Annotated in this window: 17 protein-coding genes; 9 read left to right on the top strand and 8 right to left on the bottom strand. The window is 35.4% G+C overall.

The features are described from left to right. Positions 1–120: 120 nt before the first annotated feature. From EV145_RS13900 to EV145_RS13885, 4 genes are all read right to left on the bottom strand, one after another. Positions 121–1398 carry a competence protein CoiA family protein gene (locus EV145_RS13900; RefSeq protein WP_133525801.1) on the bottom strand — a complete coding sequence of 426 codons (1278 nt, stop codon included), beginning with the start codon at positions 1396–1398 and terminating at the stop codon, positions 121–123. Between the two features lie 214 nt (positions 1399–1612). After that, positions 1613–3589: a conjugal transfer protein MobC gene (gene mobC / locus EV145_RS13895; RefSeq protein WP_133525883.1), complete on the bottom strand. Its 1977-nt coding sequence runs from the start codon at positions 3587–3589 to the stop codon at positions 1613–1615. A 19-nt stretch (positions 3590–3608) separates the two neighbouring features. Next, positions 3609–4901 (bottom strand): relaxase/mobilization nuclease domain-containing protein, encoded by a 1293-nt coding sequence (locus EV145_RS13890; RefSeq protein WP_133525800.1) that lies wholly within the window; start codon positions 4899–4901, stop codon positions 3609–3611. Continuing rightward, positions 4889–5278, bottom strand: a complete 390-nt coding sequence (locus EV145_RS13885) for a plasmid mobilization protein (protein ID WP_133525799.1) — start codon at positions 5276–5278, stop codon at positions 4889–4891. Before EV145_RS13885 ends, EV145_RS13890 begins: the two co-directional genes overlap by 13 nt. Before the next feature lie 362 nt (positions 5279–5640). On the opposite strand from EV145_RS13885, the gene EV145_RS13880 reads away from it, so the two are divergent. From EV145_RS13880 to EV145_RS13870, 3 genes are all read left to right on the top strand, one after another. Next, positions 5641–5934, top strand: a complete 294-nt coding sequence (locus tag EV145_RS13880; protein WP_133525798.1) for a hypothetical protein — start codon at positions 5641–5643, stop codon at positions 5932–5934. A 272-nt stretch (positions 5935–6206) separates the two neighbouring features. After that, positions 6207–7724 carry a MauE/DoxX family redox-associated membrane protein gene (locus tag EV145_RS13875; RefSeq protein WP_133525797.1) on the top strand — a complete coding sequence of 506 codons (1518 nt, stop codon included), beginning with the start codon at positions 6207–6209 and terminating at the stop codon, positions 7722–7724. Positions 7725–7829: 105 nt separating this feature from the next. Beyond that, on the top strand, positions 7830–8090 hold the full coding sequence (locus EV145_RS13870) for a hypothetical protein (protein ID WP_133525796.1): 261 nt from the start codon (positions 7830–7832) through the stop codon (positions 8088–8090). 48 nt (positions 8091–8138) lie between these two features. Here the strand turns inward: EV145_RS13870 and EV145_RS13865 are convergent, their stop codons facing one another. Genes EV145_RS13865 through EV145_RS13855 form a run of 3 tightly spaced genes read right to left on the bottom strand, consistent with a single transcriptional unit; the run spans position 8139 to position 15238 of the window. Continuing rightward, complete coding sequence (locus EV145_RS13865) at positions 8139–10799, bottom strand: S9 family peptidase (RefSeq protein WP_133525795.1); 2661 nt, start codon at positions 10797–10799, stop codon at positions 8139–8141. A 2-nt stretch (positions 10800–10801) separates the two neighbouring features. Beyond that, positions 10802–12205, bottom strand: a complete 1404-nt coding sequence (locus EV145_RS13860) for a RagB/SusD family nutrient uptake outer membrane protein (RefSeq protein ID WP_243739266.1) — start codon at positions 12203–12205, stop codon at positions 10802–10804. A gap of 9 nt (positions 12206–12214) precedes the next feature. Then, positions 12215–15238 (bottom strand): SusC/RagA family TonB-linked outer membrane protein, encoded by a 3024-nt coding sequence (locus tag EV145_RS13855; RefSeq protein ID WP_133525794.1) that lies wholly within the window; start codon positions 15236–15238, stop codon positions 12215–12217. Between the two features lie 529 nt (positions 15239–15767). Here EV145_RS13855 and EV145_RS13850 point away from each other — a divergent pair. The 6 genes from EV145_RS13850 (at position 15768) to EV145_RS13825 (ending at position 22075) form a co-directional block, all read left to right on the top strand. Beyond that, positions 15768–16028 carry a helix-turn-helix domain-containing protein gene (locus EV145_RS13850; RefSeq protein ID WP_133525793.1) on the top strand — a complete coding sequence of 87 codons (261 nt, stop codon included), beginning with the start codon at positions 15768–15770 and terminating at the stop codon, positions 16026–16028. A 685-nt stretch (positions 16029–16713) separates the two neighbouring features. Next, a complete protein-coding gene (locus EV145_RS13845; RefSeq protein WP_133525792.1) occupies positions 16714–17235 on the top strand; it encodes a hypothetical protein in 522 nt (173 codons plus the stop codon). A gap of 8 nt (positions 17236–17243) precedes the next feature. Beyond that, the gene (locus EV145_RS13840; RefSeq protein ID WP_133525791.1) at positions 17244–18056 is read left to right on the top strand and encodes a hypothetical protein; all 813 of its coding nucleotides are present in this window, start codon (positions 17244–17246) and stop codon (positions 18054–18056) included. Between the two features lie 365 nt (positions 18057–18421). After that, positions 18422–20221: an ATP-dependent nuclease gene (locus EV145_RS13835; RefSeq protein ID WP_133525790.1), complete on the top strand. Its 1800-nt coding sequence runs from the start codon at positions 18422–18424 to the stop codon at positions 20219–20221. Between the two features lie 196 nt (positions 20222–20417). Further along, positions 20418–21092, top strand: a complete 675-nt coding sequence (locus EV145_RS13830; RefSeq protein WP_133525789.1) for a hypothetical protein — start codon at positions 20418–20420, stop codon at positions 21090–21092. A gap of 185 nt (positions 21093–21277) precedes the next feature. Then, entirely contained in the window at positions 21278–22075 is a 798-nt protein-coding gene (locus tag EV145_RS13825) for a hypothetical protein (protein ID WP_133525788.1), read from the top strand. Between the two features lie 306 nt (positions 22076–22381). On the opposite strand, the gene EV145_RS13820 is transcribed toward EV145_RS13825, so the two are convergent. Next, positions 22382–22558: a histone H1 gene (locus EV145_RS13820; protein ID WP_133525787.1), complete on the bottom strand. Its 177-nt coding sequence runs from the start codon at positions 22556–22558 to the stop codon at positions 22382–22384. Positions 22559–22595: the final 37 nt, after the last annotated feature.

Genomic DNA, 22595 nt, shown 5'->3' with positions numbered 1-22595 from the left:
TAGAAAGTCCGGCAGTAACAAATGGCTGTCTAAAAAACTCAGCCCTAGATCAGACCCATTACGTTGAGAAAACAATAAGAATCTTATCAGGGCTTTATTAATTTTTTATTATCGATTAGACTATCTTTCCCCGGGGTTATATTTACTCATAAAATCACAAACTTTTACTCTGCTTGCTTTATTATTGGGATGTTTGTACAGCAAATAACCATCCCCTATGTCGAAGAAAATTGGCGCGGCAGCTGAACCCCAACTTTTCCTTTCGCGTTTCCAGGATAGGGTCAGTTTGTTTTTATCTTTAAGAATTTTATTTCTTTCTTCATCAAAGTCAGCTTCTATTTTTTTTAAATTTGTTTTGATATAATTGTCGATTGAGATTTTTAACTCTTCTAATTCCTTATCATTTTCAGTATTCTTCCACTTCAAAAACAAAATTTCTCTTTTAAGCTGGGCAATTTCGACTTCCCGATTTAGATGCTGCGAGGCGACAGATTTCAATTCCTCTTTTAGGGCTGGTTTCAGATTTTCAATTTCATTCAGAATCTCATTACGCTCCTTATAAAGTTCCTCTATTTCTACACTATTTTCCAGGGCTGCACTCAAGAAGTGCTTGTTGCGTTTCAAGTCCCTCAACAACCTAAAAAATGACTTTTTAGCAGGAATTGCATCGTCACTGATAATCTCTATAAGAGATGGGTCGACAAATAAGTTTTCGCTTTGCCAGGTAATTATAATCTGCTCGGCAAATGTTTCTGCATTTTTATTGTAACTTTTAAAAAGATCAGTCACAGACTCTAACCCTTTTAAGGCATCTTCCCTAGATTGGATTTCAGTAGTCAAGACGTTTTGTTTTTTCTTTGTATTCTGAAGTCCAAAAGAATTGTGTTTACTTAACAGACTTCGCTGTGCTGAGTAGCGGCGATCGATTTCTGCTAGTTGTTGATCTGATATATTTTCAGTAATCAGATTATCTTTAAAAGTCTGCGCATTTATAACCCAAATCATTTTTTCATAAAATTTTTCCCGCTCGGCAATAATTGATGAAGAAATCATGGAATTTTGAAATTCTATTACAATCCCATTTGGCGTAAAAATATCAGCGATGTGTTTTTCGCTGTTCTTTTCTATGATTGTTTCCTGCCAGTCTAATGGAAATTTATTTTTCCAATCCCGGTGCCATTTGGTTTCACCTTCCTTCCATAAGTCACAATCTGCGTTATGGACATGCTGCCAATGCCAAATGTAAATTTCTCCACATTTTCCAATTACTTCTTGTTTGCAGAAGCCGCAAACGGCCCTTTCGCCGGAATAAGCAGGAGTAATCTTTTTTCCATTAATATCTATCGCATGCTGCATAGTCGAAATAATGACAGTTAAGTTTATGGATATATGATTCAAAATCACACCGCATTTATTTCCAAATTTATCATTTTTTCATTTATAAAAACTGTCCCAGTCTGCAAACGATCGAAAACCATAATACTGGTCTTCAATCTAATGCGTATATATTAACGAACATCCCCATGCAAAATATAAGTCAGCATCTCATCGCTGCCGGCTTTGGATCTGAATTGCTTTGACATCCTATTCAATTTTAAGCCTAATTCCTCTGCTATTTTTTTAATACTAAATAAGCCAGCGCTGGATCGTTCAACAGGCGTTCCATTTCCGAATGAATAATATCCTGAACATCCTGTTTTATCTGCAGATAATTCCGCTGGATCATGGCATTATCAAGTTTACGAACCGGGGGGATCTCTTTGTAGCTTTCCATTTCTTTTTTAAGTGCTTGATGATCATTAATAATTTCACTGTGAAAAGTTTTAAGCTCAATTTTACAGTCCGGATCATCTGCTACCATACCCACAAATTCACCAGAACTGAGTCCTGATATTTTTGAAGGGGGTACAGCCGATTCCAATTGTTTTGAACGGCTGACAGATATGTCTGCACTGTTAATGGAAAGACTCTCCCTATCCTGCATAATTTTTCCGAAACGTTCTGATAATTGTTTGGATGTATCCCCTGTAACCTGCCCGCTTATAATATTCCCGACAATATTCATAATTACATCGGCCTGCTCGCGCCCGTAATCTTTTCGAAGCTGGCTGAAGTCCTGAATCCCTAAACAAGCCGCTACTTTGTTGCTCCTGGCTGTTGCGATAAGACTGTCCATATTGTTGAGGTAGATTGTCGGGAATTCATCAAAAATAAGACTGGATTTCATTTTCCCTTTTTTATTTACAAGTTTCACAAGACGGTTTACATATAGGGATAAAACAGCCCCGTAAATCTGTATTTTCTGCGGGTTGTTTCCCATGCATACAATCTTAGGCTCATCGGGATTATTGATGTCCAGAGTAAAATCATTTCCTGATAAAACATAGTATAACTGCGGGGAAGAAAGCCTGGCCATCGCAATTTTCGCAGTAGCAATTTGTCCCTCAAGTTGGTCAGTCGCCTCGTTTAAGTACGCATTAATAAAAGGGTTTATCAGGACCTCAATTTCTTTCTCTGTCCGAAGCAGGGTAAAGAGACTGTCGTAATCCATCTGCATGAGTTCAATGACATGAGGCAGAGTACAGAATTCACCGTCTTTATACTTTCTGAGATACCAGATAACGGCCGATAAAAAATTGATTGGAGACTCTACAAAAAAGTCCCCCTGCCTTTTAATCCACTCCCTGTTAAGGCCCATTAAAATAGTCCGGGCAGATTCCGAGGCATCTGTTATATCTTCCATGCTCTGAGGATCCAGCGGATTACACCTGTGCATTATATTATCAAAATTTATAAAGTAACATTTGGGCAGGATTTTATAAGCGTGTTTATTATTTTCAAAAGTATTATAGACAATCTTTGACAGATCATCGTATTTGAAATCATAGACAAACATGCTGAACCCTTTTTTAATATGCTGGGTAATCACATGACGAATTACAAAATAAGATTTTCCGGATCCCGGCGTACCCAGAACCAACAATGCCCGAAAAGGATTTATAATATTTATCCAGCTGCTTCGCAGTTTATCCTTTAGATAATATCTGGCGGGCAGGTTGATGGAATATTCATTCTCTAGCAGTCTTTCTTCCTGCGGAAAAGTCTCATTAAGCTTGTTGAAAATATCCTTTTGGTTCAGCTTGTTTTTTATGATCCGAGAAAGCAGTGTCCCGCCTGAAAGCATTATAAGAAATCCAGTTGAAGTAATTACAATATAAACTATTGCTTTATGTGTCTGCAATGAAAATAACAAAAGCGCAAAATAACTTATGAAATAAATGAGCATTCCACAAATACAATAAACAAAAGCAGTTGTGTAATTAAGTTTTTCATTTTTTCTACCCTTTGCACCAAGAAGCGAAATCACGAGAAATCCGAGGGCAAAAAATTTCGATTTATGAAAATTATCAAATAGTCCCGCACGATAAATACCTGCTAAAATTTTATCGGTAAACTCACTTACCAACTGCCACTGCTTGAAGGCTGAATAACAATAATAGTAAAAGTGAATTACCAGAATGGTAATCCCTATGAGCCTTGTCATATCCAATATCTTTCTCAGTGCCTGTTCATTTTCTCCTGTCTGCATTCCCATGATATTGATTTTTTTATTGATTATCTGACTGCCCTTTTCTTTTTTTCTTCCTGCGTTTTGCTTTAAGCTGATTGGGCAGGTAAGCCTGCGCGGATTCCATCCGGGTCAATACATCCAAAACTTTAGACAGAGCAGTATCAAAACCATAAGTTTTACTAATTTCAAATAAATCTTTATTCGCTATACTTCCCATTAATTCAGCTTTGGATTTTATGTTTATGTCCTTATCGGAACCCTGCAGAGTTTTACCCATTAAATTACAGCGTTCCTGTACTGCCTTTGCGCTGTACTGCCTGCCTAAAACACTTCCATTAAATACACATTTTGTAGTATGATCCACATAGGTGATACCGTAAATCATCCCGGCAGCACTTTTTCTTGAAATAATATTAATCCCTTCTTTTTCGAGCAGTTTTCCCAGCTCGGAAAATGAAATGTTTTTATTAAGAAGTGCCAGGTCAACGGCATTCTTTATCCTGTTTTTCATCGATACACTTCCACTGCCGGCGGACATAAATTTTTGCTCTAAAAATTTCAGAGTCGGCTTATTGTAAAAGTCACTGGCTTTAATAGGAACCCCAATTGGTTTTCCATTACTATCAAGTATGCGGTACACTAATCCTTCTGCTTTAAAAATCCTTGAGTCTTCAGATCCCCTGTCAGCAAAAACATTGTAGAGCTGCAGCACAGCATTGAGTTCAGAAAGACTTGAATATTTATAGGTTGAAAGCACTCCATTAAGCACTGCTGCAATCGCTTTTTTTGACTGCATTTTTCCGTATGAAATCTTCTGCAAATCGATAGGTTTAAGAACTTTATCTATATTATTTTTACGCCCCTGTGCGACCACTAAAGAGAACATCTCCTCTATTTCTTTTCGCGCAGTTTCAGACTGGTTCCTGCCAATATTGTGCATATCAATCCTGCTTCCATCCTGCTTTACCTTTATGGACACCAGATGAATATGCGGGTGTCCCGCATCATAGTGGCGGTATACCAGATAAGGCTGTTCTCCAAAACCAATTTTCTGCATATAGGCATCTGCAATCTGCATTAATTTCTCGTTGGTTAAGAAGGTTTCAGAGGGATCAAAATTCAGTGAAATATGCACGCTATTGCGATTTACATTCTCATTTAAAGCATTTTGATTAAGCAGCCTGCTGAGTTTCATTGTGATGCTCATTTTATCCACTTCAAGAGGATAATTCCCCTCGCCTATGCACTCCGCTGCACCTTGTTTTACCTTATTTTCATTATAGTTGAAAATGTTGTGCAGTGAAGTTCCTGTCTTAATTACTGCAACCATTTTCGGGAGATTTTCTCAATATATTTATTTATCTCTTCTACCTTATTCAAAAGTATCCTTCGCTCTAGTTCATGATTGATAATCCAGGTTTTAAATTCCGGAATCTGCTGCAGTGTATGCAGCTTTTTTACTGCCTGATTAAAGTTGTTTCCCAAGGCCTTAAGTTCAGCTCTGAGTCTGATAATCTCGAACATAAATTCATCCAGGGACTGATTGCGGTAATTGGTTGTGATGGGTTTATCAAACAAATATTTACGAATATATTCACTTAATTTGCGACAGGTTGTAGCCTTCCATTTACGTTCAATTCTTGCATATTCTGCAGGCGTAAAACGAAGGCCTACAATACGCGTTCTGTTTGAATTTTTCTTTTCCATTTTCTCTCATTTTCATTAATTTCAAACTCTTTTTCTTCTTTCAGTTTCACTGCTCACGAGTTCCGAGTAAAGAGCAGCCAGATTCTGTTGTTTAACAACCGGACATCTGGCCGATTGCAGGAACGTGGCAATCTTTAAGCTATTTTAAATATCATTTTAGAATTTCTGCATTTCTGCCGATCACTTAAATCAAATCGCAATAGAAACAGTATTTGAAAACACCTAAGGATTGTTTCTAAAACTATACGAAGTTAAGTAAGCTCCGTCTATTCAGCCCATCATGGACATATAATGTCCATGATAATTAAAAAGTCTATTTATACTTTTGTATTAATAAATATTAATTTAAAAACGTGAAAATTATGATGACAACAAATGATGTAGCAAGGGTTTTTGATACTATACTTAGTATTCCTGGGATGAATGAGACGGTAAAGATTGATTTGAAAATTTCACGCAAAAATGTACTGCTCCTAAACCATGTGATTGAACGTGGGCTGACGGCGCAGGATGATGAAAAATCAGCTATTTTGGTTTCTGCAATCCCTGAGGAAAACCTTTCGGATTTAAAACAACTTGCAGAGGAGTGCCTTCAAAAAGCAGGTCTGGCAGAACTTCGTGAAAAGCTGCAGACTCTAAACCAATCCGGAAAATAAACTGATTTAAAATTTACTGCACTTAATGCCAATAAAGAGAAATCTTATTGGCATTTTTTTTAGCCCCTTTTATATCAAAAATTCTGCTTCTTTTGTTTTTAACTCACAATTGATTGTTTTTGAAAAATACCGGCTTGTTTTAGGTAACAATCAAAATTACAGGCTGTTGTAATTTTGTATCAGTTCTATTAAGTTAAATATTTATCCTAATCAAATAAATTCGAATTCCTGCAGAAATGTCCCAACAATCGTTTTAAATACCTACAGAAATCATGAAGTTAAACAGCAACATAGGCACTATTGCCAAAGAAATAATCTGCCTCCTGTATGTAATGCTATTTGTATACGCGGCTGTGAGCAAATTACTGGATTTTGATAATTTTCAAGTGCAGCTTGGACAGTCTCCATTACTGAGTGTTTATGCATCTTTTGTATCATGGATTGTTCCAACTCTAGAGCTCTTAATTGCGTGCCTGCTCTTTATTCCGAAACTCCGCGATTACGGTCTGTATGCCTGCCTGTGTCTGATGACTATGTTTACGGCATATATTTATATTGTCCTGCATTACAGTTCTTTCGTTCCCTGTTCCTGCGGCGGAATTTTAGAGAAAATGAGCTGGAATGTTCATTTAGTTTTTAATATTTTCTTTGTCTGTTTAGCGGTCTTAGCAATCTTTCTGAGTTATAAATCTCAAATTAAAAAAAACAAAATAAGTAATAGATTCTCACCAATTAAATCTATTCCGATTTTCATATCATTAAGTATAATACTTATTATCGCTTTATTTCTCTCTTCGGAAGAAATCATGGAGCACAAAAATCCATTTATCAGACGCTATATCAAACGAACTGTGCAGCTTGTCCATTCCAAAGATTTAATTTATAATTCTTATTATTTCTCAGGAAGCAGTCCAGATAAACTTTATCTAGGAAATTACACAACGCCTTTGCAGATCATATCGATTGACACCTCCTTCAAGTTTCAGGACACACACAATATAGAAAATAGTGATCCTAAAATTCACTATCGTTCCATCAAGATTTTAGTTAGGGGAAAATATTTTTATTTAATGGATGGTAGTGTTCCAAGCATATTAGCAGGCAGCACTGAAGACTGGAAGATTTCTAGTAAACTAAATGGGCTTCCTTATTTTACGGCGGCGGAACCCATTGACACATCATCTTTTATCTTCCGCAACAACAATGGGATAAAATCGGCCAACATTCTCGGCATTTATACTGCAAATAATGACAGGAAAATTCAGTATAAGCCACATCTGCTGAAAAAGCAGATTGACGGAATTTTCGACACCGATGGCATACTACATTACAGTAGAAAAATGAAAAGGTCTGTCTATGTTTATTTTTATCGTAATGAAATTATAGTGACAGATAATAATGGAAATTTAACTCATCGCAGCAAAACAATTGATACTTTTTCAAGAGCAAAAATCAAGGTATCCTATCTCAAAAATGAGACTGTACGTAAGATGTCCGCACCACCACTTACTGTTAATTCACTTAGTACGCTTCATAATAATCTATTGTTTATAGAATCGAAAATTCCAGGTCAATATGAAGATCCTGCTCTCTGGAAACACGCTTCGATAATAGATGTTTATGACATTTCAAAGAACAGTTATGTTCTGAGTTTCCCAATATTTATGATAGGAGATGACAAGCTTAAATCCTTGTATTTAACCGATAGGCATCTTTATGTTTTAATTGGCACAAAAGTTTTGATGTACGAATTGAAAGAAAACCTTAAAAATGCTATACAAACCGATTAATAGAACTCCACTAAATAATTAATAAAAATATACCGGCCGGTGCCAGGAAATAAGATCGAACACCTGTAGAAAATAGTAGATCAAATAACCTTAATACATATTATTATGAAAACCACATTTTTAAAATCGACAATGCCATTTGCACTTGTTGCAATAATGGGAATTACAGGCGCTTTTTTAACCACTTCGATGCAGAGTGCATCAAAGCCGCCAATTGTGGGATATATTAACAGCGCTACAAAGCCTTGTGATGTTCCTGTAAGTTGTGACAGTACGCCTAGTCCATTTCTATGTGAAGCAAGTGGCCAACAGGCTTTTGGGAAAGCCAACAATTGTCAACAGTTGCGTTATCGCCCTGTTAATTAATAAACATTAAATGCAATGCAGTTCTGCACAAGAACTGCATTGTTTTTTTTAGTTAACGGCCTCTTTTGCCCACTTAACTGATTGGTCATTTTTAAGATAGTAATCAAACCACTGATTAATTCTCAAACTCAAATCTTTTTGATTTTTTTCTTTCATTAGGGTATGTTTTTCATCGGGATAGAGCAACATAGTTGCGGGTTTCCCTAGCCTTCTAAGTGCCATATAAAATTCTACACTCTGATTCCAGTTTACATGCCAGTCTGATTTTCCTGCCCATATTAAAATTGGTGTATTAATCGAGGTAGCATTCGCTACAGGGGAGTTCTTCGAATACAAAACTGGATCGTCAAAAGGACTTTTTCCCAATCGCCACTGCTCGCTTTGAAAGCGGGTCATATCCGAAATATTAAGATCCCAGCCGACAGTGAGATAAAAACTGGTCAAATCAGAAATAGAAGCCCCTGAAACAGCTGCTGCAAAAAGGTCTGTCTGCGTGATTATGAAATTTGTCTCATATCCTCCAAAGGACTCTCCCATTAAACCTATCCTCAATGGATCTACGAAGTTTTTGCTTACTATATGATTGGTCGCGCTAACAACACAATCAACCGTATTTTCTCCCACTGTACCAGTTTCATGTTCAATATCCGGACATAAAATAACATAGTCTTTTGTTGTCATTACAGATTCATTAAAGCCATTTCCATAAAACAAGGTGGGGTTGATATATCTATGTAAGTTATGCGATTGCTTTTCATAAATATAGACAATCATGGGATATTTTTTATTGGGATCGAAATTTGAAGGAAAGTACAATATGCCTTTTAATTCTTTACCTGCGGCATTGCGGTACGTAATAAGTTCTGATTTACCCGTTTGGAATTTTTCATAATGGGAATTGCTCTGAAAAATGATTTTTTCCATATAGGAATCGTTCTTTAAAACGATACGCGGAGGCAGATCAAATCTTTGTTCCTTGCAGATATAAAGCCCAGACTTTTTTATGTAATGCATATTATCAAAAAAACTGCTGCGGCTTAAGATCTGTTTTAGCATGCCCGTTTTCTCCAAACTGCAATATCCAGTCTTGCCATCATCATATTCCGTGCGAAGAATGAGTTTATCGTTTAAATCAACAGCAATGCTTTTAAAGCCGTCAAAATTTCGCAAAAGGAGATCATAATCTCCAAGTGTATTAATTCGATATATCGTTTTATCTTCTCTTCCTTTGGTGAGTCTTCTGGCTACTGTGCCGTCGTTCTTTATCGCCCAAATATCATATTGGTCATACAATAGAATTTCCTTGTCATCCGGAGTCCATCCCGGATTTCCGTATGCTGCATCACCTCCTAATCCATGCACCCTGCCAAAAAAAGGAATTTTAATATTTTGAGTAATATTGATATGAGTTTTACTCTTAATATCATAAATCCACCAGTTGCTGTCTTTGTAATACGCAACAAACTTGCCAGAGGGTGACGGCAAAAGATCTGTATGGAATTCGCTTTGTTTTTTAACCATAATTTCTTTTTGACCGGTATCAAGATTCACCAAATAATAGTCCCTTGGAGCTACATTTTCAAACTGGGGCTCGTATTGTTTTGGGTTGGATATTATCGCCAAAGTTTTATTGCCATTGAGCATTACACTGGGAAATTCCACAGAAGAAATCTGGACTACTCGTCCAGATGACGGGTGCCATACCGCGAGATTAGCTTTTTCATAAAAACGTCCCGAATCTTGTTCCCGCGGATAAATCCATTTATCTGCGGTATTCCAAACTTCAACCGTGTCCCTGGCTTTTTGTTCAACAGGTTTAGTTTTTTGAGAAAGGCCGAAAAAGACTTTATCCAAATCCGACGATATAGTCAGGCGATAACTATCCGTTTTATCAAAAATTTTATCAGATAAAAAATTGTTAAGTTCCTTTTGATTAAGCCTGAATATTTTTTTGGTCTTCAGTTTATATAAGCAAAGATTGGTGCCGCTAGCTATTGAATCTGTTGAACTGTAAAAAGCAACTGCTTTGCCATTCTCTTCCCATGCGAAGTTATAAAACTCCCCATTTCCCTGCTTGGCGATCCATTCTATTGTCGAATTCCGAAGATTCAGAATTCCCACGGAATACTTTTCTTTTTCTTTTATTGAAATAATAATTTCTTTTTGAATTGGGCTCATTGAAAAATCTACTACATCCTTCACTATACTGATCACACCGGTTGACAGTTTTTGCTGCTGCAGGCATTTTTCTTTTCTTAAGAGTGTAATAATCTGGCCCGTTTCCATGGAATATTCGATATGCGTATCCAACGGGTAAGAATGCCGTAATCCAGTTTTCAAATTTAAGGACTGGATGCTTTTTTTGTCGTTGAAGATAAGGTGCTCATTTCCTGCAAAACGTGGAAAAACTCCACCAGGCAAATTAAAGGTTTCGCCGTTTATTGTATTTCGCACAAAGAGCGTATCGCTTCCGCTTTCATAACGCATTCGATAACTGATCCATTGGCCATCTGGAGATGGATTTTCCATCAGTAGCTCACCCCAATTCTTATAATCAGATTCGGTCAGCTGTTTTTTTTGCACCACCTGCCCCCATAAGGGGCAGGCTACTAATGGCAAAATAAATAATAAAAATAAAGCCAGTGTAAGCTTCATACACAGAGATTCCTGTTTCTTGCTTCCGTAGGGAAAATTATAATGAGATTTCATATTTAATAACCGCTATTCTGCGGGCGTATATTAGGATTAATGCTTAGTTCGTTTTCAGGCAGAGGAAACAGAACATCTGTTGAATTCCAGCCAGTCTTTACAGGATCAAGGACATTATCAATTTGTCCGGAACGTTTGAGGTCAAAAAAGCGATGTCCGAATTCTGTAAACAGTTCCCATCTCCTCTCGCTCAAAACGGCATCAACAAGCTGCTGGGCAGAAACAGCATCTGTATCCAAAAGCCCCGCACGTTTCCTAATTCTGTTCAAATCTTCTTTTGCGCCTATTAAATCTCCCTGATGCGCCCTTGCTTCTGCCCTTATAAGATACTGTTCGGCAAGGCGGAAAATTATAGAGTACTCCATTGAAGCGGCAGTATTTTCAAACTCCTTGTATTTGTATGCATGATACCATGTATCGTTCCCATCGGTGAGAGCCTTTGTCCAGTTCACTTTCCGAAGGTCTTTTAGATCAAAGGATTCAATAAGATTATTAGTTAATGCCACAAAGGGTGGAGGACCGGAAGAAAATATGAAAATACTGGCCTCATCTGTGTTTTTTCCGGCCACAGAGGACTGGAACTGCCATATGGTTTCCTTGGAATCCTTTAGGAATACCAGAGAAACATTATCCTCGATGGCATAAAGATTTATGGCATTTAAGACCGCTGATGCTGTATTTGAGGCTTCTGCCCATGACTCGTTATACAGATATACCCTTGCCAAGAATGCTTTTGCCGCGAATTGGTTAGGACGCACTCGCTCAGCATTTATATAATCCTGTGGCAGTAGATTTACCGCATTTTCCAGATCCGCAATAATATTCCTGTAGATATCTTTTACCGGAATCTTCGAAGCTTCATTATTTATATTACGGTCTGTAGATACAATGTACGGAATGTCCCCGTAGAGATTAGACAGGTAGAAATGCACGATAGCCCTTATAAACAGGGCTTCCCCTCTTAGCTGTTCTTTTTCCTTTACAGTGAGTTTATTACTTGACTCCACTCCTTCCATAACGGCATTGGCAGCGTAAATCTGATTATAACTGAGATTCCAAGAATCTGTAATAGTTGAATTTGCAGGCAGAAGTGCATTGGTGTAAAAAGGGAGTGTCGGATCGCCCGGACTTGCAAGGCAATACAGCTCATCTGCATAATTACCCAACAGATTGGAAACGCCTGATGCCGAACCCGAAAGCAAGCCCTGCTCTCTCATTTTAGAATAAATATCCGATAAAGCTGCGTTTGCAGTGGAATAGTTATCAAAAACTGAAACTGTAGTAAGTTGTGATTTGGGAAGATCAACTTCTACAAAAGAATCACAAGAGGTCAACAGCACCATTGTTATTACCTGAAAAAGCAATAAATGGTGTATAGAATTATTTTTAAGAGATAGTGTTTTCATGACAAAGTATTAAAAAGTGAGCTGGATTCCAGCAGTAATAATTTTCAATGGCGGCAGAGACCTGGAACCAATAGATTCAGGATCCCCATCCTTATATTTTGTAAAAGTGAGCAGATTTTGTCCCTGCAGGATTAGCTGGCACTGCGTGCTTTTCATATTTAAAGGCAGGCCATAGGAAAGGGCTATATTCTTCAATCGGATAAAAGACCCGTCTGTTATGGAACCTGTACTCTGCCTGAATAAATAGTCGGCGGTAACCGCATCCCTATTATAACCGCTGGTATAAATCTGCTGGGAGGCATTATCTCCAGGCTTTGTCCAGCTGTCTGCTGCCCTTTCCGGTTGATTAGACATCTGTCCAGTGACACCATTATAAAAAGTTCTAGTTTCCTGTTTAACAAACTGAAAAAGAAAATCAAGCTTTAATCTTCTATAGGATAGCGCATTTTGCAGTCCTCCAAAATACTGCGGGTTGAAATCTACAACGCTCTGCCTGTCTTCGGGAAAGGATATGACACCATCCTTATTAAGATCCTCGAAAAGATAAACACCGGTCTGGCTGTCTATACCGGTATATTTATAGTTCAGCTCAATATTCAAGGGCTGACCGATACGATATTGTTCTTTGTAGGCTGAGGCAGAAAGTCCGGGAAAAGCAATAAGCTCATTTCTTGCCAAAGTAAGATTCAGGCTTGTTGTCCATTTAAAGTTCTGAGTATTGAAGTTTTGAGTACGGACAGTGAATTCAAATCCTGTGTTTTGCACAACAGCATCTAAATTGGCCTGCATGGACTGAAATCCTGTAGTTCCTGCCAATGGTATGCCCACCAGCTGATTGGAGGAACGATTCTGATACCACGCACCTGTTACAAATATTTTATCCTGCAAGAATCCCATCTCCAGAGCAGCTTCAATTTTTTTATTTGTTTCCCATCCAAAGTCAGGATTATAAAGCCGTGAGGGCTGTAATCCCACATTGGAATCATAATTAAAGCCCGATGAGGTATAAGTGTCGAGAAACTGGTAGTCCCCAATCTGATCATTTCCAGTTGTTCCATAACTGCCACGCAGTTTGCCAAAACTCAGCCATGAAATATCTTTTAAAAATCTTTCTTTGGTGAAAATCCATGCCGCCCCAACAGCGCCGAAATTGGCAAATTGATTACCCGGTCCAAATCGGCTAGAGCCGTCACGCCTTCCTGTAAGATTTACAATATAACGATCCTGCCAGTTATAGTTGATCCTTCCAAAGAAAGCCTGATATTTATACAAGGCATCATCACTGTATAAAACCCGCACAGTGGCTGCAGATGCAAGGTCATAGATCAAGTCATTTGATGTGAAACCGCTTCCGAATTGATACAGCCGCTCAGTAGTCTGGCTCTGGAAAGTTCCTCCAACCAGAATATTGACTTTACCAAAAGTCGTTTCTTTTTCCCAACTTATCTGGGGTTCCACTATCCAGGACTGTCGGTCTGTATTATTTAAATAAATACCGGAAAAGGCGCTTGTCAACTGGAAAGCAGGATTATAAATGGTGGAAGGAGAAGTACGGGTTTCCTCGTGTCTTAAATCTGTAAAACCAAAATTACTTTTCACAACTAAATTATCCAGCAAATCATACGACAATACGGCACTGGTCACAAGATCATTTGTTTTGGACCTGAACTTCGCATCTCTGAAACGAAGCGGATTCTGCCAGGTTCCATTTTCCCAATTTAAATTGCCGGAGGCGTCATACAGTGCAGGAGCATTTGGAGCGAGATATCTTGAGATTGAAGTAAGATCATATGCAGGCTGATCATTATCCTGAATATTGTATCCTGCTGAAAAAGTGAGTTTGAACTTGTTATCTTCTGAACGGTGGCTCATGCTGAACTGCGTCCCTCCTTTCTTGTACATATACTGACCAGGAAAGACGGTAGACTCTGTATGATAGGTACTGCTTAATAAAAACTGCGTTTTATCAGACCCACCTGAGAGTGTAGCCTGCAGATCGGTTATCTGCGACGTCCCTCCTAAAAACTCTTTCTGCCAGTCTGTTTCACGATTCTGATCCCATGTTCCATTTATATCATAATCCCATGGATTATACTGAGTGAGACCATCATTGACAAAAGCTTGTTTTCGCATAGCAATGTACTGCTCGGTACTCATCAGTTTCATAAATTTAGTTACTGTTCCTGCGCCTGTTGTAGCTTTAACAGTCACAGCAGTTTTCCCACCCTTTCCTTTTTTAGTAGTGATAAGCACCACACCATTGGCACCTCTTGAACCATAAATCGAGGTGGCATCAGCATCTTTAAGTATTTCGATACTTTCAATTGTATCGGGATTTATACTATTCAGCGGACTTGTAACGGTGGGAAATGTAGAGGATGTCTGATTATAGCCGATAGGATCCGAGGCGTATGGAACACCATCAATAATGTAAAGGGGATTATTACCATCACTTCGAATACTGTTCTGTCCACGGATTTTAATATCAAAACCTCCACCGGGAACCCCCGTGGTTTGAATGATATTAACACCCGCCATTCGCCCCTGCATAGCTGCAAGCACATTAGTTACGGGCTGCGTTTGAATATCTTTTGCAGTTATTCGAGCAATGCTTCCTGTACGCTCGCTTTCTTTAATTGAATAGTAGCCTGCATTGACCTTCACTTCCTTTAGAGTTGTGGTATCATACTCTAATAGAATATTTATTGTTTTACGATCCTGAATAGGGATAAATGCTGTTTTGAATCCTATAAAGGAAACAATCAAAGTATCCGATGGCGAAGCAGAAAGATTATACTGCCCGCTATAATCGGAAATAGTTGCGGAATTACGCTTGTTTTTTATGGCAATCGTTACCCCAGGAAGTGGATTAGATCCGTCGCTAATAGTTCCCTGAACCTGAAACTGTTGAGGAAATGAAATACTACGCCTAATGGAGTTTGTGGCATAAAGAGATGAGAAAGAAAAACAAAGCCATATAAAAAATAGGCAATAAAGAGCTTTCCCATCCTTATAAAATGAAAAATTATTCATAATATTGGATTGGTTAGTTAAACGATGGTTTGATTGGCTATGGTCCTCTATACTAGTTTGTCGACGAAGTAGAGGGCCATTTTTTTATGCATTAAGTAAGCGTCTTAATGACCATAAAGGGATAAATTTTTTTAGTTCACATTACATTGATTAAAGGTTCAACACTTGCAATGCGAAACTTTAAAATAAAAGAAGATTTTACTTTGAATGTTACCTGAGTTATTATAAAAAAGGCGCGAACTCAGCTTATTGTTTCAGAGGCATTGGCATACCCAACCACGAATAAGTGAGCCCACGCCCGTAAAAGGTCGTGAGCATCTTACTTATCATCTCGTGGTTTTAAAAACGCCAATTTTCTGAAACGAGATTCAAAGCGAATGCTTCAATATTTTGTTTTGAAGAATCGCAAAGATATTAATTCATTTTCAAATGAATTGTTACAAATATATGTAAAAAAATATTTATGGTGATATATCACCATAAATATTTTTAATAAAAGTCAAATATTGTTCCTTCAAAATATAGTACGATGGCTAAGGAAGAACTTTTGAAGGCTTATAAGAAAGCCTTTGGCGAAAACTTAAAAAAAATTAGAGCAGAAAAAATAAAAACTCTAAGTGGAGTTGATAGTACAACAAAATTTGATTCAAGTAATTATCATAAATATGAAATTGGCACAGGAAATCCAACTCTTGAAACAATAGTAAGTATCGCAACAGGTCTTGGAATTCATCCTAAGGAATTACTTGATTTTGATTTTGACCTAAAAAAAATTGATATTCATAAATAAGATGCATAGACATCATTTTCTCATGTTTTATATTGATAGACAATAATTTATCTAATTTTTGTTATTTTTATATCGTAAATTAATACATAGATGAAAATTATTGACTCTGAATTTACTGTAATTACGATTGGAATCTTTTTTGTTATTTTAGGGTTTCTTATTAGATATAAAATTAATAAACGCAGATTTAATCGCAGAGGTTCTGGTGGCTTACAACATTTCAAAAACTATCAACAAGTCTGGTTGATTACCTTAATTGAAAGGATATTAATGGTATTATCTTTTATTATAATTGTTACTGGTCTAATATTCTCTGTAGCAGTTGTCATTTTTTAAAACTTGTTCTCTCTCTCTCTCTCTCTCTCTCTCTCTCATTCTTAATCCTAATATATTTAGAAATACCTTCAAGAGTATTTTTTTTGCATTAAACAGGTATTTATACGGTAGGCTTTTCATCATTAAAGAATTATTTTGCACCTTATTATGACACTGATTATGGAAAACCATAAACTAATACGAAAACGGTTTGGTAGGTTTGGTCTTGAAATTTGGACAATGGCATAAAGCCAACCAAAATGGAACTTATTTAAGAAATTTTATCGCTTAAATAATTAAGTTAACGGCAACCAATAGGAAGAATTCACAAAACAAGGAAAAAAACTAATAGACTATTAAATATTTGAAGATGAAATACCTTTATCAACTTTTCCTAGCATTTAATTCCACTTGGTTAATTGTTGTAGTTTATCTAATAAAAGAAAAATATGGATTCAATATCCTAGATAATTATTCCATCTATTATTCTTGGGCAATTTTTATATTAATTCCAATAATTTTAACTGCTTTAAGCTTTTTGGTTGCTTTAAAATTACCTAATGATATTTTAAGAAGTAATTCTGTTACTGAAATAGAATTAGCTAATAACAATTTTTTACCTACCTATTTAGGCTATTTTTTTGTTTCACTGGGGATTAGTGATATTCCGACATTAATAGTTGTTTTTGCAATCATTTATGTTTTTACATATTTATCGCAGACACTTTATTTTAATCCGATTTTTTTATTTTTTGGGTATCATTTTTATTTTATAAAAACAGCTAGTAATGTGAAAATATTTTTAATCACAAGAAAAAAACTTAAAGTTCCCGGTGAAGATGGGTTCGAAAATCTTAAAAGAATAAACAATTATACATTTATAGACTTATAATCATTATTATGGCAAACTACATATTCGGAAAAGTAAAAAGAAAACAAAAAATGTTTCGAGTTATTGAAACAGAAACTGAAGTTTATAACACTGCTGAACTTATACTAAATGGTATAGATTATAATCCAGCAACTTTAATCGAAAATGAAGAAATTTATCAATTGACAAATTTTTCAGAATCAGGATATTGTTTAGATTTTTTAACAAATGAATTAAACACCGTTGAACACGACCAAATATTGAAATCAGATTTAAAGAAACTATCGTTTATTTGCACTGTTCAAGATAATCTATATTTTTTTCAAATTATTAATTCAAGTTTCTTCATTAGTAAAAAATGGTTTTCAATTGAGGAATTAACTTTAGAAACTGAAAAACCAATTATTACAATAAATCCATTTGCAGATGCCATTTACAACAAACTAAATGACACTTTGTACTTTAAAAAATTGACTGCAGCTCAAAAAATTTTTAAAGGAATGGATCAATTATATAAAGAAGCAACAGAAGTTGAAACTCAAACCTTTTTAGAAAGCGATTTCCTTGAAGTATCACAAGATTATGGAGCAATCCAAGTTACGGTACCAAATAGAAAACGTATAGCTTTAGTGAATGAAACATTAAACAAGCTATCAGATGACGAAAAAATAGCTATTTACGATTACACAAATGCATATGGACACGTTACATATGAGAATGGTAAATTCAAAATTGAAAATGATGATGATTTAAAATTTGTTTTATGGGGAATTGAGCAAAGATTTTACACAACACAAGTTGGTGGCGAAAAAAGAGTTGCAAATTCTATAATTAGTATTTAAGACAATTAAGGCAGCTGCTAACATAGATGATTGGTGAAATTGGATGTTATATGATTAACCACAACGCAAACCCTAAACGTTAACAATGAAATTTTAAAGATGCTTTGGCATCTTTTTCTCTTCTCAATAAAAATTAAAAACAGGTATTTATACGGTATCTATGTCTTTCCTAAAAAAATTATTTTGCAACCTAATACTTAGACAGATTTTGGAAAACCGTAAAATAAAACAAAAGCGGTTTTTTGTACGTTTGATTTAAAAATTTAAAGAATGGCATAAAAGCCATCCACAATAGTACTTATTTAAGCAATTTTATCGCCTAAATAAGTAAGTTACCCGCAATAATAACCCAAAAAACCCTATAAATGGCTAAAGCTAAAAAAACAGAAGTAGAAATTTCATTAGTATCTGAAAACCCTGAAGTACTTAAGCCAAAATTAACCAAGTTAACAATTAAGAATTACCGATGTATTGGGTCGACTCCTGTTGAAATAGATTTGAATGAAATTGTTGTTTTAGTTGGAGCTAATAATGTTGGAAAAAGTTCAATATTAAAAGCTTATGAATTAGCAATGTCGCAAGGCTCTGCAAAAGCTAATTTATATCTAGAAGATTTTCCTAATAACAAAATTGACCCTGATAATTTGCCAGAAATTGAAATTCATACAAGAGTATTTGATAATGCACCAGGAGACAAATGGATTGAAACCCTTGATAATGGTGATTTAATTGTAAAAGAAAAATTTAGTTGGCAGGCCGAAGGAAAACCAATTAGACAAGGTTGGGATGTAGAAGAACAAATTTGGAGTACAAACGTTCCTTGGGGAGCACCAAACGTAGCAAATTCAAGAAGACCTGAGCCACATAAAGTTGATGCTTTTGATTCACCTGAAAAGCAAGCTGAAGAAATTAAAAAATTATTAATGCAAGCTCTAAATGAAAGAGTCAAAAATTATAAAAAACCGAATAATGAAGAAGGAGCTGAAGAAAATGATTATCAAAAATTAATAAGACAAGTTAAAGATTTACAAAAAAGAATTCTAGAAGAAGCACAAGAACAAATAGACGAAGTTAATACTGAATTAACAAGTTTAATAAGTAAAGTTTTTCCTAATTATATTATTGATTTTGATGCAAAAGCAGAAGATAATTTAGATAGTGCTATAAATCTTTTTAAAGCAGATTCACAATTACTAATGGGGCCAAGTGATGGTTATTTAAGTACAATCGATAGACAAGGTAGTGGAGCAAGACGAACACTCTTATGGACTGCTATAAAATTTATATCTGAAAACAATCAAAAAATAAAACCAGAGGGTTCTATTTCAAGACCTCATTTGTTGCTAATTGACGAACCGGAAATTTGCTTGCATCCTAATGCTATTCGGGAAGCATGTAATTTATTATACGAATTACCAGAAACAGGAAATTGGCAAGTAATGGTAACAACACACTCACCTATCTTCATTGATTTTTCAAAAGATAATACGACAATTATTAAAGTAGAAAAAACAGAAAAAGGTGAAATAATAGGAACTACTGTTTTCAGACCTGATAGAGTGCAACTAGATGAAGATGACAAAAGAAATTTAAAACTGTTGAATTTATGTGACCCATATGTTGCAGAATTTTTCTTTGGAGGAAAGGTAGTTGTTGTTGAAGGAGATACAGAATACACAGCTTTTAATTATATTAAGAGACAAAAACCTGAACTTTATAAAAATATAAATATTATTAGAGCGAGAGGAAAAGCGACAATAGTTTCTTTAATCAAAATATTAAATCATTTTGGTTCTGATTATTCTGTATTGCACGATTGCGACAAACCTAGAATTACTACAAAAAAAGGGAAAGAAATGGCAAATCCTGCTTGGGGAAATAATCCAAATATTTTAAATGAGATTAATGCAAAACCAATAAGTACATCAAATAGATTATTAGCATCTCTACCAAACTTTGAAGAAGCATATTTTGGAGAAGTAGCAGAAGGTGAAAAACCATATAATGCCTTAAGGAAGTTAGAAGAAAGCCCTGAATTATTTGACATAGTAGAAAATTTATTAAAAGCATTAATAAACTTTGAAGCTCAACCACCAGTCAATTGCACAGAATGGAACTCTATCGAGGAATTAGAACAAAAAATCAGTGAAGTATTAGCCGAATAATTACTGCGGATAACGCACGCTACAAACGGATTTGGGCAATTGGCTTAACGGAAAGTTGGTTATGTATTTGCGATGATTTACTTTGTCTATTCGCTATTGCTCGGGTGGCAAATCCGAAGAATGGTCTCAATTCAACCATAAAACCACTGATTACAAGATATTTATATAAAACATTAGCAAAAACAGCGAAAGAAAAATGAATAATGACTATTTTATTAAACAAGCACAGGAAATTATTACTGAATATAATTTAACAAAAAGCAAAGCTAAATATCTTGATTTATCTGATTTGAGTGAAGAGTTATTGACAAGATTAATAACTAAATCCAAATCCTTTGTTGTACGAGTTGTTGGAGAGAAATCAGAATATTATAAAGATATTATATCAGCTTTAACCCAAAAGAATTTAGGTTTAGGCACGAATTTAAGTCACGTTATTGGCAGTATTATTGCTTTAAAAGAAGATTTGGAGAATGATTATCTAAAATCATATTCTGAATTATTACATTCAGAAATATTTAGCGATTATATTGAAATTTCTAGACATCTATTAGAAAACGGGTACAAAGACTCATCAGCTGTAATAATTGGTTCTACATTGGAATCACATTTAAGAAAACTGTGCCTAAAACATAATGTCGAAATTGAATTAGATAAAGGTAATGGAAAAATATCCTATAAGAATTCTGAAAGAATGAATACTGATTTAACGAAAGAAGAAGCATACTCATTAGCAAATCAAAAACAAATTACTGCTTGGTTAGCCATCCGAAACAATTCAGCTCACGGTAAATATGATGAATACACAGAATCCGAAGTAAAACTTATGATAATGGGGGTTGAAAATTTTATACTATCAAATCCCGCATAAAAATAGGTGCTATAACTGCTACAACGGATTTGGGCATTTGGTTTAATAGAAAGTTGGTTTTGTATTTGAGATGATTTCCTTCGTCTATTCGCTACGCTCGGGTGGCAAATCTGAAAATAGGGATTAATTTAGTTGCAAACCCGCCGCAGTAAAAGAATGTTAAATGCAATCTTTGACCAGACATTATGAAAGAAATTGCAAAAAAATACATAAATAGTCTTCCAAAAATCAGGAATTTCACCTGTACACTTTTTAAGGATCTAAATTCTTACAAGCAACACGGGACAGGTGTTTTTGTCAAAATTGGAACAAAATATTTCTTATTCTCTGCAGCACATGTTTTTGATGATTTTGAAAAATTATTCATACCGATCGAAGAAGGTAAAACATTAGTAAAACCTGGCGGAAGAATTATTAAAAATAATCCAAAAGAAGATCGAAAGTCTGATGAATTGGATGTGGCAATTTTAGTTTTGGACAATCAATCTGTAAAAGATTTAAGCATTGATTATTCCTTTCTTGAGAGTTCAAGTATCGAGATTAATCATTCTTCGGTTAATTTTATGAGTTACATAGTTTTTGGATATCCCAGTAGTTGGTCAAAAAAATCACAATCAAGAAATTCTTTTCACTCAATCCCGTTTATTGGTATCACAAATTGTGTGAATACAAACGAGTATAAGAAATTAAAAAGAAATGAATATTTAAATCTAATTGTAGAATATGACCGACAAAACACGCCCAATCTGAAATCTAAATCAATTACTTATGGGCCTGATTTATTTGGAATTAGTGGATGTGTACTGTGGTATATAAATAATTTTGATTTAGAAAGCGAACCAAAATTAATTGGAATTATGAATGAATGGTCAATATCAAATAGAAACAGATTAATTGCAACAAGAATAGATGCCTATACAGAAATACTACGCAAACAAGGAATAATTGATTTTCAAGAGACAGAACTTTTCGGATTTAAATAAAAACTACAGATAACAGATAACAACAACGTTAATATTTTTAAATGCTAATAAAAATCAAATGTTTCTCCAGCCCCGATTGAAGCGGAAATCCTTTTCTGCCGGGGTTCGGCATAAAAGATTACAGCATAAAGCGGGATAAGCTGCCTGATGAAAAGCCTTATGATTCTGCTTCAAAAAAGCTATGCTATAGTTCCTCTTAAATAACATGAAGAAGCAGCCGGCAACATAATCAAATAAAGAAATCAAAAAAAACGGGGCTTAAAAACCCCATTCTCTTCTTTTAAAAGTAAGTAAGACTGCTGAAAATTATTTTTTAGACTCCTCGATAGAAACTTTTCTAAACTCTTTCAACAATTTTTCAATTTCCAGTGTTGATTTGCGGGCTCTTGCTCCTGCTGCCTTAACACCTTTCTCAATTAAAGATTCAGATTCTGTCTTAAATGTTTCGATTTCGGCGTTTATTTTTGCTACTAAATCTTTCATGACACTATTATTAAGTTAAGGCAGCAAAAATAAAATT

The organism is Flavobacterium sp. 245 (assembly GCF_004362055.1).
Taxonomy (GTDB): Bacteria; Bacteroidota; Bacteroidia; order Flavobacteriales; family Flavobacteriaceae; genus Flavobacterium.
The sequence above is the reverse complement of the archived record's forward strand: the minus strand, read 5'-3'. Positions and strand labels throughout refer to the sequence as shown.

Bases quoted from the DNA above. Each gene is read 5' to 3' on its own strand.
- EV145_RS13870 (WP_133525796.1), top strand. From the start codon at position 7,830: ATGAAAACCACATTTTTAAAATCGACAATGCCATTTGCACTTGTTGCA.
- EV145_RS13880 (WP_133525798.1), top strand. From the start codon at position 5,641: ATGATGACAACAAATGATGTAGCAAGGGTTTTTGATACTATACTTAGT.
- EV145_RS13850 (WP_133525793.1), top strand. From the start codon at position 15,768: ATGGCTAAGGAAGAACTTTTGAAGGCTTATAAGAAAGCCTTTGGCGAA.
- EV145_RS13825 (WP_133525788.1), top strand. From the start codon at position 21,278: ATGAAAGAAATTGCAAAAAAATACATAAATAGTCTTCCAAAAATCAGG.
- EV145_RS13855 (WP_133525794.1), bottom strand. From the start codon at position 15,238: ATGAATAATTTTTCATTTTATAAGGATGGGAAAGCTCTTTATTGCCTA.
- mobC (WP_133525883.1), bottom strand. From the start codon at position 3,589: ATGCAGACAGGAGAAAATGAACAGGCACTGAGAAAGATATTGGATATG.
- EV145_RS13865 (WP_133525795.1), bottom strand. From the start codon at position 10,799: ATGAAATCTCATTATAATTTTCCCTACGGAAGCAAGAAACAGGAATCT.
- EV145_RS13820 (WP_133525787.1), bottom strand. From the start codon at position 22,558: ATGAAAGATTTAGTAGCAAAAATAAACGCCGAAATCGAAACATTTAAG.
- EV145_RS13890 (WP_133525800.1), bottom strand. From the start codon at position 4,901: ATGGTTGCAGTAATTAAGACAGGAACTTCACTGCACAACATTTTCAAC.
- EV145_RS13875 (WP_133525797.1), top strand. From the start codon at position 6,207: ATGAAGTTAAACAGCAACATAGGCACTATTGCCAAAGAAATAATCTGC.
- EV145_RS13830 (WP_133525789.1), top strand. From the start codon at position 20,418: ATGAATAATGACTATTTTATTAAACAAGCACAGGAAATTATTACTGAA.
- EV145_RS13860 (WP_243739266.1), bottom strand. From the start codon at position 12,205: ATGAAAACACTATCTCTTAAAAATAATTCTATACACCATTTATTGCTT.
- EV145_RS13845 (WP_133525792.1), top strand. From the start codon at position 16,714: ATGAAATACCTTTATCAACTTTTCCTAGCATTTAATTCCACTTGGTTA.
- EV145_RS13885 (WP_133525799.1), bottom strand. From the start codon at position 5,278: ATGGAAAAGAAAAATTCAAACAGAACGCGTATTGTAGGCCTTCGTTTT.
- EV145_RS13835 (WP_133525790.1), top strand. From the start codon at position 18,422: ATGGCTAAAGCTAAAAAAACAGAAGTAGAAATTTCATTAGTATCTGAA.
- EV145_RS13840 (WP_133525791.1), top strand. From the start codon at position 17,244: ATGGCAAACTACATATTCGGAAAAGTAAAAAGAAAACAAAAAATGTTT.